The following is a 13,163-nucleotide window of genomic DNA, read 5'->3' on the forward strand; positions in this document are numbered from 1 at the left end:
AGAAATTACCTCTTCCGTAGCGGGACCCCTGAATTGTTAGGGGGCGCGGAACCCCGGGTCAAAGACCCCCACTACGGTGCACTTTCGTAGCACGCTTATCCGGCCCTGATATCCGTTGCAATAAGGCGACCGAGGCCTACTAAGCAGCTTCGTATGTGACCCGCGCCTCGTAGAGGGCATCACAAAGGGCCCGCACAGTTTTCACCGCGCGCGAGAAAAGGCGTGCACTGCGTGAGCGGAATTCGTGACCGCGGTCACTCGCCGGGCGGGCGTTTCGGTACGTGCACGGGGGTGGTCCGGCGGCGCGCACGGCCGCATCATCAGCCTCTGGAGGCACGGGACACCCGTGCGCAGGACGGGAAGGGGAGGACGCGATGGGCGGCGGAGGGCAGCGGGTCGGGCGGCGGGCGTTAGTGGCGGGGGCGGTGCTCGGGGTCTCGGGCCTCGCGGCGGCGCCCGCACGGGCGGCGGGGCGGCCGGGCGCGGTACGGGTGTACCGCTCGGGCGGGCACACCGTCGTCGCGCGGCCGCTCGCGAACAGCGACGGGTCGAACGCGCTGGTGCAGGTCAGGGACGTCAACCGGGCGGGCCAGGTACTGGGCATGATCGACGCCGGGGAGGGCGCGACACCGCGGTGGCCCTCGGCGATCTGGGCGGACGGGCGGGTGACCGTGCTGCCGTCGCCGGTGGAGGGCGCCGCGGACTGCGGGGCGACCCGGCTGAACGACCGGGGTCAGGCGGCCGGCTACTACACGGTGGCAGGCCGCGAGCACGCGACGCTGTGGACCGGCGGGGTACCGCGGGTGCTGGACATCGGCACCGCGTACAGCAGGGCCTACGCCCTGAACGCCGCCGGGCAGGTCGCCGTCCGCGGCTACGACGTACCGAGCGGGGAGACCGCGACCTGGAACACCGTGTGCCTGGTCGACGGGCAGACGGTGACCACGGTCGAGGCACTGAGCGGCAGGAGCCTCGCGGCGGTGGCGGTCAACGACCGGGGCGAGGTCCTGGTGGCCACCAGCGTGCCGCAGGGCGGTCCGCACGGCGCGTTCCTGTGGCGGGACGGCGCGGTCGTCACCGACTTCGCGGGTGTGCCGGGCCTCCAGGGCGTCGCCGGGCTCGACGCCCGCGGGGACGTCGTCGGCGACTGCAACCCGCCCGACGGTGGTCCCAACCCGCGCGTCTTCCGCTGGTCCGGCGGCGCCCTCAGCACCCTGACCGGCCCGGACGGCGCCCCCGCGTGGGTGTCCGACCCCACGATCCACCGGGCCCTCAACGACACCGGCGGCTTCGTCGGCGTCGCCACCACCTCCACCGGCAACCGCCCCTTCCTGTGGAGCGCCGGCACCCTCACCGACATCGACACCCTCGGCGGCCGGCTCGCGTACCCCGTCGGCGTCAACGACGCCCGGCAGGTCGCGGGCGTCTCCCAGCGCGCCGACGGCTCCTACGGCGCCTTCCTGTGGCGCGCGGGCGAGCTGATCGACCTCGCCCCGCCCCCCGGCTTCGACGGCATCTCCGCCGACGCGGTCACCGAGCAGGGCGACGTCCTGGGCAGCGCCTACACCACCGGATCCGCGGCCGTGTACTTCCGCTTCACGGTCCGGTGAGCCGCGCGCCACGGGCGTAAGAGGGGAAACGCGGCACACTGGGTGGCATGCCGGAATTGCCTGAGGTGGAAGCGTTGCGGGGGTTTCTCGGGGAGCGGGTCGTCGGGGAGGTGGTGGAGAAGGTCTACGCCGTGGGGGTGCACGCGCTCAAGACGTACGAGCCGGGGGTGGCGGTGCTGGAGGGGCGGCGGGTGGACGAGGTGGGGCGGTTCGGGAAGTTCCTCGGGCTGCGGGCGGGGGATGTGTGGCTGGTGATGCACCTGGCCCGGGGCGGCTGGGTGCGGTGGAGCGAGAAGGTGGCGGAGGCGCCGCCCCGGCCGGGGAAGGGGCCGCTCGCGCTGCGGGTGCGGCTGGTGGGCGGGGCGGGCTTCGACGTCACGGAGGCCGGGACGCAGAAGCGGCTGGCCGTCTACATGGTGCGCGATCCGCAGGAGGTGCCGGGCATCGCGCGGCTCGGGCCCGACCCGCTGGCGGCGGACTTCACGCCGGAGGTCTTCGCCGGGCTGCTCGCCGGTGAGCGGCGGCAGATCAAGGGTGTGCTGCGGGACCAGGGCGTGATCGCCGGGATCGGCAACGCGTACTCCGACGAGATCCTGCACGCCGCCCGCATGTCGCCCTTCAAGCTGGCCGCGAGCCTCGCGCCGGAGGAGGTCGCGCGGCTGTACGAGCTGATCGGGACGACGCTGCGGGACGCGGTGGAGCGGTCGCGCGGGCTGCCGCTGCGCGACCTGAAGGCCGAGAAGAAGAGCGGGCTGCGCGTGCACGGCCGCAAGGGCGAGCCCTGCCCGGTGTGCGGCGACACCGTCCGCGAGGTGTCCTACCGCGATTCCGCCCTCCAGTACTGCCCCACCTGCCAGACCGGCGGCAAGCCGCTCGCCGACCGGCGGATGTCGCGGCTGCTGAAGTAGCCGCCGGTGCCGTACCGGGATCAGGCCCGGTCGATGTGCACGTTCGTCGACTTCACCCGGGCCACCGCCTCCGCGCCGACCTCCAGCCCCAGCTCCTCGACGGCCTCGCGCGTGACGAGGGAGACCAGCCGGTGCGGCCCGGCCTGGATCTCGACCTGGGCGGCGACGTCGCCGAGCTTGACGGCCGTCACGATGCCGGGAAAGGCGTTGCGCACGGAGGTGCGGGACGGCTCGGCGTCGGGGTCGGCGGCGTGGGCGATCTCGACGGAGAAGGCCGCCAGGTCGCGGCCGTCGACGAGGCGGCGCCCCGCCTCGTCGCGGTGGGTGGCGACCCGGCCCGCGTCCGCCCAGCGGCGGGCGGTGTCGGGGCTGACGCCGAGCAGACGCGCGGCCTGCCCGATGGTGTACGACGGCATGCCGCCAGCCTAGGGCGCGTAGGCGCGGATCCGCCTACCCAAAGACATTCCGGACCGCCGCCCCGCGGGGCAGACTTGCCGCATGACGTCGAAGCCGCTGAGCAAGGGTGCCAACACACCGGTCACCGCGACCGCCGTACGGGTGGTGCTGACATGGGCCGCGGGGCCGCCGGGGGGAACGGACCCGGACGCCTCCGCGCTGCTCCTGGCCCGGGACGGGAAGGTGCGCGGGGACGCTGACTTCGTCTTCTACAACCAGCCGCGGCACACCTCGGGCGCGGTGCGGCACACCGGCAAGCAGCAGGCGGGCGGCGCGCACACCGACACCGTCGAGGTGGAGCTGTCCCGGCTGGAGGCGGCGGTCGACCGCGTCATCCTCGCCGCGTCCGTGCACACCGGCACCTTCGGCTCGCTGAGCGGCCTCGGGCTGCGGCTGCTGGACGCCGCGTCCGGCGCGGAGTTCGCACATTTCGACGTCACGGCGACGACCGAGACCGCCCTGGTCGGCGGCGAGTTCTACCGGCGCGACGGGGGCTGGCGCTTCCGCGCGATCGGGCAGGGGTACGCCTCCGGCCTCGCGGGGCTCGCGACGGACTACGGGATCAGCGTCGACGACGAGCCCGCGCCCGCCGCCCCGGCGCCCGTACCGCCGCAGGCCGCCCCCGCTCCCCCGCCGCCCCCGCACGCCGCGCCGACCGTCGCCGCGCCGATGCCCCCACTGCCGCCCGCCCAGCAGTGGCCCGCGCCGCAGCCGCCCCCGCCCGCGTACGGGCAGCCCCCGGCCCCCGCGTACGGCCAGGCCCCGCCGCCCGGCCCGTACGGCGCGCCCCCCGCGCCCACCGGCCCCGCGGCGCAACTGCCGCCCCCGCCCGCGTACGGCCAGGCACCCGCGGTACCCGGGTACGGGCAGGCCCCCGCCTACGGACAGCCGCCCGCGCCCCCCGTGTACGGCCAGCCCCCGGCCCCCGCCTACGGGGGCCAGCCCGCCCCGCCCAGCCTCGTCAAGGGCGAGGAGCACCTCCCGCTCGACATGCGCAAGCGGCTCTCGCTGCGCAAGGAGCAGGTCGCGGTCAGCCTGCGCAAGCACGGCGCGGAGAACGCCCGGGTACGGATCGTGCTCGTCCTGGACGCGTCCGGCTCGATGTCGCAGCTGTACTCGACCGGCGTGGTCGGCGGCGTGGTCGAGCGGATGGCGGCGGTCGCCGCGCAGCTCACGACGGACGGCACGATGGAGGCCTGGATCTTCGCGACGAACGCGGCCCGGCTGCCGACGCTGATGCTGGGCGACCTGCCGAGCTGGATCCCGCTGCATGTGCGGGTCGGCGAGTTCGGCTTCGGCCGCAAGCGCAAGAAGCCCCCGCACGGGATCCAGCACGGCCAGGTCGACATGCGGCAGATCGGCATCCAGAACGAGGAGCAGAAGGTCATCGCCCAGGTGCGGGACTACGTGCGGGCGACCCCTTCGCCGTACGGCACCTTCGTGCTCTTCTTCTCGGACGGCGGGGTGCACCGCAACGCGGCGATCGAGGCGGAGCTGCGGGCCGCGGTGGAGGAGCCGATCTTCTGGCAGTTCGTGGGGCTCGGCAACGGCGGCTACGGGGTCCTGGAGCACCTGGACACGATGACCGGGCGGCGGGTGGACAACGTCGGCTTCTTCGCCGTGGACGACATCGCGCGGCTGTCGGACGCCGAGCTGTACGACCGTATCCTCACCGAGCTGCCGGCCTGGCTGAAGGCGGCGGCCGCGGCGGGCATCCTGCGCTGAGCGCGCGGCGGGAGGCGGTGGTTGCGGCGGCGGTGCGGCCAGGGGATGGCGTCATGGCCGGACCGCCGCCGCGGTCCCGCGGGCGGCGCGTCGCGGGCTGTCAGGCCCCGTAGACGTGCAGCCCGGAGGCCTGGCCCGCGGGCCAGCCGGTGTTGGCCGTGAAGACCAGCCGGACGTAGCGGGTGGTGACCGTGCTCGGCAGGGTGAGCGTGGCGGTGTTGCCGGTCGCCGGGTTGAAGGTGACGGCGGCCGCGGCGAGCAGCGTGCCCGGGTTGTTGTTCCCGTCGGTGCTGCCCTGCACGGCGATCGTCTGGGTACGGGTGGCCCAGGCGGTCGCCGGCGGGAGGTCGACCACGACGCGCTTGACGGGGAGGGCGCTGCCGAGGTCCACCTGCAGCCACTGGGGGAAGGCGTTGTTGGCGCTCTCCCAGTAGGTGTTCTGGTCGCCGTCGACGGCGTTGCCGGAGCCGTAGTTCTGGGTGTGGCTGCTCTCGGCGGTGGGCTTGCCGCGCGCCAGGTCGGTGCTGCCCGAGGGCGCGTCGGTGGTGACGGAGACCTGGTTGGAGCCGGCCGAGGTGTTGCCGGCCGCGTCGGAGGCGACGACGTCGAAGGTGTACGCGGTGGCGGCGGCCAGTCCGGTGACGGTGAAGGACGTACCGGTGGTGCTGCCCACCGGGGTGGTCGTGCCGCCGCCGACCCGCCGCACCTGGTAGCCGGTGACGCCCTTGTTGTCGGTGGACGCGGTCCAGGCGAGCGACACGGTCGTGTCGGTGTGCCCGGTGGCGTGCAGGGAGCCGGGCGCGGTGGGCGCCGTGGTGTCGCCGCCGCTCCCGCCGGCCATGGGCTGGGTGGGGCGGGTGGCGGTGAGGGCGATCTGGCCCTTGAGCATGCGGCCGCCGTCGCCGGTCAGGCGCAGGTAGTAGTCGGAGGAGCAGGCGGTGCCGTCCTCGTCGAGGGCGAGGAAGCCGGAGTTGGTGGGGACGAAGGCCTGGGACTCGGCGGTCTTGGCGATCTGGTTGCCCTCGTTGTACTCGTCGAACATCGAGATGTAGATGCCCTGCACGCCGGCGCGGCACATGTTGTAGAACTGCCGCCACATGAAGTCGCCGTGCGCGCGCTGCCGCCCGGTGACCGAGCCGGGCAGCACGCACGGCTGGTAGTCGATCCCGTGCGCGGCGCACTCGGCCAGGTCGGGGACGGTGGCGACGTTGTAGAAGTTGTCGGCGTCCGCGACGTTGCCGATCCGGCCGACCAGCCACGGGCTGAGCATGTCGAAGGCGTGGTAGACGTCGGAGAAACCGGGGCGGGAGTCCCGGTCGCCGGTACGCCACCAGGTCGGCACCCCGCCGATGACGTAGCAGCCCTGCGCCTTGAACCAGTTGACGACGTCCAGGCACGGCGCGGGGGCGAAGGGGCGCTTGTCGTCGCTGAAGCCGAAGCCCCAGATGCACACCACGGGCTTGCCGTTCTGCTTCGCGTAGGCCGGGGAGGCGGTGTGCGCCTTCATCTTGTTCGTCCAGTCGGCCTTGATCTCCGACTGCATGTTCGTCCAGTCGGTGACGTCGTACATGATGTAGAACTTCCGGCCGTGCGACTCGGCGGCGCTGCGCACCTTGCCCGCCATCGCGTCCCGGTTCGGGCCCTCGCCGCCGGTGGGGTTGAAGCGCTGGAGCGCGGCGGTGTCGATGCTGTTCTGCTGCATCCACAGGAACTGCGTGTCGACCGTCTGCTGGTCGTACGACGAGAACAGCGTCGCGGGCTGCCCGTTCCCCAGCGCCGCGTAACCGGTCTGGTACGTCCTGCTGTACTCCCGCACGTCCGGCCACGCCACGATCGTCGTGTTCGACGGCGACGGCGCCTGCCCGCCGTTCTGACTCCAGTGCCACCAGCTGTTAATGGGCGAACCGTCACCGATGCACGCAAACCACCCCTGGTAGCCGACCGTGATCTTGCCCACAACATCACCCGCGGAACTGGCCGCGGAGGCACCTCCGGCGAGGGCCGTCTCGCCGATTCCGACCGCTCCGGTTGCGCTGACCGCAAGTGCGGCCTGTAACACCGTCCGGCGCGTGACACCCATGTCCGGTCCCTCCGATCGGCTGGCAACTCCCTTGTCCCGCGGCCGATCGAGCGTCGGCGGCGGACCGGGAGTCCGTGGTCCGGGGGATCGTAACGACGGGGTTACGCCTCCGCAATAGATCGCGCATCAGGCGAAATATTTGACAGAAGTCACGCAAGAAGCGGTCATGGCTTCTTGACCGCCTGACCTGCGGTTAACACTCCCTTCAGCCAAGTTGGTACGAAAATCTTAGGAGAATGAAATATTCCGCTCCTACGGTCGTGGTTCATGACGCATGCACCACAACCGCCGGGCGGCGGGCGCGCCGGAGCGCGGTCCCGATCCCACCGGAGGAGGCCCAAGCCAAGTTGGTGGAAGCGCCCGATGGTGGTCTCGGCGGCCGTCCTCGCCACGATCGGACTGGTCACGCTGGCCGTCGTCAACCGGTCCCCGTCCTCGAAGGACGACGCCTCCGACGCGAAGCCGCCGGCCGCCACCACGACGGCCGCCCCCAGCACCACGGCGGCCCCCAGCGCCCCGGCGTCCACCACGCCGCCCGCGCCGACGACGACCGCGGCGCCCACGACGCCGAGCGCGAAGACGTCGGCCCAGGCGGCCCAGGACCTCAGCTCGGCGATCAAGACGCTGTCCGGCCAGCACAAGGGCCGGCTGTCGGTCACCGTCAGCGAGCTCGACGGCGATCTGGCGGCCACCTACGAGGACGGCTCGACGACGTACGACACCGCGAGCATCGTCAAGGTCGACATCCTCGCCTCGCTGCTGCTGCGGCACCAGAAGTCCGGCACCACGCTGACGTCGACCGAGAAGTCCGAGGCGACGGTCATGATCCGGCAGAGCGACAACAACGCCGCCACCGCGCTGTGGCACGCCGTCGGCGGCAAGTCGGGGCTGGACTCCGCGAACAAGACCTTCGGCCTCACGCACACCTCGGGCGGCGCGGGCGATCTGTGGGGGCTCACCCAGACCACGCCCGCCGACCAGATGAAGCTGCTCCACGTGGTCTTCGACGCGGACGGCTCGCCGCTGTCCGCGGCCTCCCGCTCCTACATGACGGGCCTGATGGGCACGGTCACCAAGGGCCAGCAGTGGGGCGTCTCCGCCGCCGACGAGGACGGCTCCGGCTTCGCCCTCAAGAACGGCTGGCTCCAGCGCACGCAGACCGGCCTGTGGGACATCAACAGCATCGGCAAGGTGCAATACCACGGCCACACCCTGCTGGTGGCCGTCCTCTCGAACGGCAACAAGTCCGAGAGCTCGGGCATCGACAAGGTCGAGTCGGCGGCGGAGGCGGCCGCGAAGGCGCTCTTGTCCTGACGGACGGTCCTGGGGGGCGCTCCGGGGTGCCCCTTGCGGTGGCCCGCGCGACCGTCCGCCTGTGGGTGGTTGCGCGCGCAGTTCTCCCCCAGGCTCCGCCTGGGAGGTGCCCCCACGCGCCCCTGAGGTGATTGCCACCTGGCGTGGCACGGCGCCTTTCCCCCGGTGGGGGCTGGGCGCGCAGTTCCCCGCGCCCCTAAAAACGCTCACCCTGCGCGGCGAGGGCACCCACCAGGGGCGCGGGGAACTGCGCGACAAGCCCACCACCGGGGGAAGGTCGCGGCAGCCACCGCAAGGGGCCGCCCGGGGCGCACCGTACGGCTCAGCCGAGGGCGGCCTCCGCCGCGGCGAGGATCTCGGTGACGCGGAGGCCGAAGCGGGCGTCGCACGCGTGCGGCTCGGGGGCCAGGAGCGCGTCGACGGCGCGGGCGTACGCGTCCTCGCCCGCGATACCGGCGGCGCCGGGATAGCTCGCGACGCCGCGCGCGCCGCGCAGTTCGCAGGTGACACCCGCGGCGGCCGGCGGCGCGGTGAGGGTCAGCGCGGCCGTGCTGGAGGCGCCCCCGGCGTGCCGCAGCGTCAGGTGGACGAGGTCGCCGGGGCCCCGGAAGGCCGCGACGTCCGTGACGTCACCGAGCACCGGCAGCAGCACCGACAGCGCGTGCGGCCCGACGTCCCAGAGCCCGCCCTTCTCGCGGCGCCAGGGCGAGTCGGCGAACGGGCTCGCGCCGTCGCCGAAGACGGCCCCGTACCAGTCGGCGCGGCCGGTGTACCAGCCGCCCGCCGCGGCCTGCTCGGCGATCCACGCGGCGCCCGCCGGGTCGAAGCGGACGGTGAAGAAGACCACCGAGCGCACCCCGCCCTCCTCGACCGCGGCGACGACGTCGCGGGCGGCCTCGACGGTCGCGGCGAGCGGCTTGTCCAGCAGCAGGTGCCGCCCCGCGCGGGCGGCGCGGGCAGCGAGCGGCGCCTGGAGGGCGGGCGGCAGGGCGACGGCCACCGCGTCGACGTCGGCGAGGAGCGCGTCGGGGTCGGCGTAGGGGCGGGCCCCGAGCGCCCCGGCGGTCTCGGCGGCGGCCTCGGGCCTGCGCCCCCACACGCCGACGAGCTCCACCCCGGGGTGCGCGGCGAGCGCGGGCCCGTGCATGGTGCGGGCCCACGGCCCGGTGCCGAACAGCCCGACCCGCAGCGGGGGCGCGGCGCTCATGACGCGGTCCGCGGCTCTTCGTGGCGGGCGTACGCGTCGCGGTCGAGGTCGCGCAGGTCGACGGAGAACTGCACTGCGTACTGCGGGGTGGGCGCGGTGTGCGCGCGCAGCGCCGCGAGGACCGCCTCGGTCAGGGCGCGCTTGGTCTCGGGGGTGCGGCCGGACAGCAGCGCGACCTCGACGTGGATCATCGCGTGGTGCGGCTCGCCCTCGCCGATCCAGAGATCGTCATGGCGTACGAAACGGGTCTTGCACCCGCCCGCGCGACCGCCCGCGACGGTGACCAGGGCCTCGTGCAGGGCCTTGCCGAAGCCCGGTTTGTCCAGGGCGTCGGCGAGCGTTCCGGAGTATTCCACGGTGGTATGCGGCATGCTCGGACCCTAGTCCTGCCAGGTCCGGGGGTACACGGGCGTCTCACGTCGCAGGACGGGGGCGTCCGACGTCTCGGTTACATCCTGTTAACACAGGGGCAATGGATGGGAAAACCGTCCTTGCGACGCTGCGGTCGGTCCGATCAGCGCAGCTCGGCAGCCGCACCCCGCGCCCACGTTCGACAAGGATGGCGTCACCGTGACCTACAAGGCTGAGTACATCTGGATAGACGGCACCACGCCGACCGCGAAGCTGCGTTCCAAGACGCGGATCCTGGCCGACGGCGCGGAACTGCCGATCTGGGGCTTCGACGGCTCCAGCACCAACCAGGCCGAGGGCCACGCCTCGGACCGCGTGCTCAAGCCGGTCGCGTCCTTCCCCGACCCCATCCGCGGCGGCGACGACGTCCTCGTGCTGTGCGAGGTCTTCAACATCGACGGCACCCCGCACGAGTCCAACACCCGCGCCGCGCTGCGCGAGGTCGCCGAGAAGTACGCGGCCCAGGAGTCGCTGTTCGGCATCGAGCAGGAGTACACCTTCTTCCAGGGCTCGCGCCCGCTCGGCTTCCCGGAGAACGGCTTCCCCGCCCCGCAGGGCGGCTACTACTGCGGTGTCGGCGCCGACGAGATCTTCGGCCGGCCCGTCGTCGAGAAGCACCTGGAGAACTGCCTGGCCGCCGGCATCGGCGTCTCCGGCATCAACGCCGAGGTCATGCCCGGCCAGTGGGAGTTCCAGGTGGGCCCGCTGAGCCCGCTGGAGGTCTCCGACCACCTGTGGGTCGCCCGCTGGCTGCTCTACCGCACCGCCGAGGACTTCGGCATCTCCGCCACCCTCGACCCCAAGCCCGCCAAGGGCGACTGGAACGGCGCGGGCGCGCACACCAACTTCTCGACCAAGGCGATGCGCGAGGACTACGCGGCCATCATCGAGGCCGCCGAGTCGCTGGGCCGCGACGACAAGCCGCTGGAGCACATCAAGAACTACGGCGCGGGCGTCGAGGCGCGGCTGACCGGCGCGCACGAGACCGCCCCGTGGAACGAGTACAGCTACGGCGTGTCCAACCGCGGCGCGTCGGTGCGCATCCCGTGGCAGGTCGAGGTGGACCAGAAGGGCTACATCGAGGACCGCCGCCCGAACGCGAACGTCGACCCGTACGTCGTCACCCGGCTCATGGTCGACACCTGCTGCACCGCGCTGGAGAAGGCCGGCCTGGTCTGAGCCGCCTGCCTCCGCCGAGGGCGTCCGTCAGCGCGTGACGGGCGCCCTTCGGCGTACCCGGGGTGACCAACGGGGCGGTCAGTCGTTTGACGCGGCGTGAAGAGCCGACCCGCGCAGCCGACCGGAACGCCCGCGAAGAAACATGCCGCGCAGGGGGCGGTGGCCGAGGCCGAGGCGGCTCTCGTCGAGCACTACCCGCGGCTCGTGCGGCTGGCGTACCTCGCGCTGCCCGCGAGCACCGCGCGGCACCGCCGGGTGCTCGTCGCGCACCGCATCGTGCAGCGCGCACTGCGCGCCGGCACCCTCGCGGGCAACAACGGGACCGAGACGTACGAGCTGCTGCGCCGCGAGGTGCTGCGCGGGGCGCTCGCGCACGGCACCGGCGGGCGGGTGCGCGAGGCCGTCGCCGGGGCCGCGCTTCCGTACGTGCTCGGGCTGCGGCTGCACCCGCGGGCCGGCGGCAGCGACGAACTCGCCCTGGACCGCGCCCTCGCCGCGCTCCCCGCGCCCGCGCGGGCCGCGTACGCGCTGCTGGGCTTCGAGGGGCTCGACGAGAGCGCCGCCCGCGACGTCCTGGACGCGGCGGACGCCGCCGACCCGCGCGGGGCGGTCCGCACCGCCGCCGGGCTCGACGGTGACGCGGCGCTGCTGGCCGCGGGCGAGTTCGACCCCTGCACGGTGCAGATGCGCCCCACCGACCTGCTGCGGCGCCGGCAGCGCGTCCGCGCCGGGGCGGCGGTCGTCGCGGCGGGCTTCGTCGGGGTGGCGCTGCTCGCCTTCGCCGGCGGCCACTCCCCCTCCCCCACCGGCGCGGCCGGCCCCCCGGCCGCCGCGTCGGGCGCCGCCGCGCAGGCCCTCGACCCCGCCGCGCTGGTACGCGTCGCCCCCACCGCGTGGACGGCCACCGGGCGGCTGGACTTCACCGTGTGGCCCGCGCGCGGCAGCCGCACCGGCGACACCGCGCTGCTGCGCCGGGCCCTCGCGGTGTGGGCGAACCCCGGCCGGTCCGTCCAGGTCTCCGCGACCCCCGGCACCCAGCACACCGGCCCCGCGGCGCCGCCGCAGCTGCTCTACGCCGGGGACGCCGACAAGGCCACGGTCGTCCTCTTCTACGACGGGCTGCGCATCGTCCGCTACGCCGAGGCCCGCGGCAGCAACGGCGCCGGGGGCGCGGCGCTGGACTTCGCGCAGGTCCCGGACGCCGACATCACGACCGCGGCGGCCCTCGTCGTCGACCGGATCGACGGCAACACCCGCTTCCTGACCGCCCCCTGGGTCGCCCAGGCCGAGACCCGCGACCTGCTCAAGCCCGACCAGAAGTCCGCGCCGCTCGCCCTCGCCTCCGACGGCACGACCGGACCCGTCCGCATGCCCGGCGCGGGCGCGCCCGCCGGGCAGTGCGGTACGGCCTGGACGGCGGTGCAGCTGCGCTCCTCGACGAAGGTCGCCGAGCAGCACACGTTCCTGCTCACCGACCTCGGCGACCTCAGCCCCGTCCATCTGACCTTCACCCCGCCGCCCGCGGCCGGGGTCCCCGCGGGCTCGCCGCGCGAGGCGACCGGCACGCCGGCCCTCGTGAGCTGGGCGCACGGCGTGTGCCGGCTCGGGGAGCTGCGGGGCCAGGGCGTACGCGCCGTCAACGACTGGCAGTTCGCCCGCACCCCGCTCCCGGAGAAGGCGGGCGAGGGCGTCTGGACGTGCGACCGGGCCGACACGTGGCGCGGGCCCGGCCGCGCGACCGTCCAGTTCGTGCCGCCCAGCGCGGTCGGCTCCGCGCCGGGCACGCTCGCGGGCAAGCAGAGCGACGGAAGTGCTTGCAGCAGCTTCGGGCGCAACGTCATGGCGGGGGTGATGTGGCAGTCCCCCGCGGGCAAGTGGTACCTCCTGGCCGCGGGCAGCCGTGACGTCACCTCGATCACCGCGACCGGCGACGTCAAGGTCCGCGGCACGGGGCCGACCTTCGCGACGCCTGCGCCTCGCGGCGCCCGCGCGACCCTGACGGCGACGACGAAGTCGGGCCTGACCCTGCACCCGCTCACGGGGGACTGACCCCTCCGGGGGGTGCGGCTTTGCGCTGCGGGGTGCGTCTTGAGGCGGGTTGCGCGACCGTCCGCCGGTTCAGGGCTGGGCGCGCAGTTCCTCGCGCCCCTTCGCGGCGGCCCGGCGGGTGGGTCGGGTGCCACTCCGGGGGTACCTCCTCGGAATGCGCGTCCGACCTCATGAGCTAGGTGGCGGGTCTTGCGTGCGCATTCCTCCGGGGGCACCCCCGGATC

10 protein-coding genes are annotated in these 13,163 nt (G+C 73.9%); 6 read left to right on the plus strand and 4 right to left on the minus strand.

The window, feature by feature from the left end:
• Positions 1-374 precede the first annotated feature (374 nt).
• Both ACH4SL_RS32850 and ACH4SL_RS32855 read left to right on the plus strand, forming a co-directional pair.
• Positions 375-1,610: a hypothetical protein gene (locus ACH4SL_RS32850; RefSeq protein ID WP_398452663.1), complete on the plus strand. Its 1,236-nt coding sequence runs from the start codon at positions 375-377 to the stop codon at positions 1,608-1,610.
• Positions 1,611-1,657: 47 nt separating this feature from the next.
• Positions 1,658-2,518, plus strand: coding sequence for an Fpg/Nei family DNA glycosylase (locus tag ACH4SL_RS32855; protein ID WP_398452665.1), 861 nt, complete (start codon positions 1,658-1,660; stop codon positions 2,516-2,518).
• 20 nt (positions 2,519-2,538) lie between these two features.
• Here the strand turns inward: ACH4SL_RS32855 and ACH4SL_RS32860 are convergent, their stop codons facing one another.
• Positions 2,539-2,934 (minus strand): molybdopterin-binding protein, encoded by a 396-nt coding sequence (locus tag ACH4SL_RS32860; RefSeq protein WP_398452668.1) that lies wholly within the window; start codon positions 2,932-2,934, stop codon positions 2,539-2,541.
• An 82-nt stretch (positions 2,935-3,016) separates the two neighbouring features.
• Between ACH4SL_RS32860 and ACH4SL_RS32865 the strand changes: the two genes are divergently transcribed.
• On the plus strand, positions 3,017-4,699 hold the full coding sequence (locus ACH4SL_RS32865) for a VWA domain-containing protein (protein ID WP_398452670.1): 1,683 nt from the start codon (positions 3,017-3,019) through the stop codon (positions 4,697-4,699).
• A gap of 100 nt (positions 4,700-4,799) precedes the next feature.
• On the opposite strand, the gene ACH4SL_RS32870 is transcribed toward ACH4SL_RS32865, so the two are convergent.
• Positions 4,800-6,779 (minus strand): discoidin domain-containing protein, encoded by a 1,980-nt coding sequence (locus ACH4SL_RS32870; protein WP_398452672.1) that lies wholly within the window; start codon positions 6,777-6,779, stop codon positions 4,800-4,802.
• A 363-nt stretch (positions 6,780-7,142) separates the two neighbouring features.
• On the opposite strand from ACH4SL_RS32870, the gene ACH4SL_RS32875 reads away from it, so the two are divergent.
• Positions 7,143-8,093, plus strand: coding sequence for a serine hydrolase (locus tag ACH4SL_RS32875; RefSeq protein WP_398452674.1), 951 nt, complete (start codon positions 7,143-7,145; stop codon positions 8,091-8,093).
• A gap of 322 nt (positions 8,094-8,415) precedes the next feature.
• On the opposite strand, the gene ACH4SL_RS32880 is transcribed toward ACH4SL_RS32875, so the two are convergent.
• The gene (locus ACH4SL_RS32880) at positions 8,416-9,282 is read right to left on the minus strand and encodes a Gfo/Idh/MocA family protein (RefSeq protein ID WP_398453169.1); all 867 of its coding nucleotides are present in this window, start codon (positions 9,280-9,282) and stop codon (positions 8,416-8,418) included.
• Between the two features lie 14 nt (positions 9,283-9,296).
• Positions 9,297-9,671, minus strand: coding sequence for a 5-carboxymethyl-2-hydroxymuconate Delta-isomerase (locus ACH4SL_RS32885; protein WP_398452677.1), 375 nt, complete (start codon positions 9,669-9,671; stop codon positions 9,297-9,299).
• 199 nt (positions 9,672-9,870) lie between these two features.
• Between ACH4SL_RS32885 and glnII the strand changes: the two genes are divergently transcribed.
• Together glnII and ACH4SL_RS32895 are read left to right on the plus strand one after the other, a co-directional pair.
• Positions 9,871-10,890 carry a glutamine synthetase gene (glnII, locus tag ACH4SL_RS32890; protein WP_398452679.1) on the plus strand — a complete coding sequence of 340 codons (1,020 nt, stop codon included), beginning with the start codon at positions 9,871-9,873 and terminating at the stop codon, positions 10,888-10,890.
• 96 nt (positions 10,891-10,986) lie between these two features.
• Positions 10,987-12,939 (plus strand): hypothetical protein, encoded by a 1,953-nt coding sequence (locus ACH4SL_RS32895; RefSeq protein ID WP_398452681.1) that lies wholly within the window; start codon positions 10,987-10,989, stop codon positions 12,937-12,939.
• Positions 12,940-13,163: the final 224 nt, after the last annotated feature.

The organism is Streptomyces sp. NPDC021020 (assembly GCF_044333285.1).
Classification (GTDB): Bacteria; Actinomycetota; Actinomycetes; order Streptomycetales; family Streptomycetaceae; genus Actinacidiphila.

Bases quoted from the DNA above. Each gene is read 5' to 3' on its own strand.
- ACH4SL_RS32885 (WP_398452677.1), bottom strand. From the start codon at position 9,671: ATGCCGCATACCACCGTGGAATACTCCGGAACGCTCGCCGACGCCCTG.
- ACH4SL_RS32870 (WP_398452672.1), bottom strand. From the start codon at position 6,779: ATGGGTGTCACGCGCCGGACGGTGTTACAGGCCGCACTTGCGGTCAGC.
- ACH4SL_RS32860 (WP_398452668.1), bottom strand. From the start codon at position 2,934: ATGCCGTCGTACACCATCGGGCAGGCCGCGCGTCTGCTCGGCGTCAGC.
- ACH4SL_RS32850 (WP_398452663.1), top strand. From the start codon at position 375: ATGGGCGGCGGAGGGCAGCGGGTCGGGCGGCGGGCGTTAGTGGCGGGG.
- ACH4SL_RS32875 (WP_398452674.1), top strand. From the start codon at position 7,143: ATGGTGGTCTCGGCGGCCGTCCTCGCCACGATCGGACTGGTCACGCTG.
- ACH4SL_RS32865 (WP_398452670.1), top strand. From the start codon at position 3,017: ATGACGTCGAAGCCGCTGAGCAAGGGTGCCAACACACCGGTCACCGCG.
- ACH4SL_RS32855 (WP_398452665.1), top strand. From the start codon at position 1,658: ATGCCGGAATTGCCTGAGGTGGAAGCGTTGCGGGGGTTTCTCGGGGAG.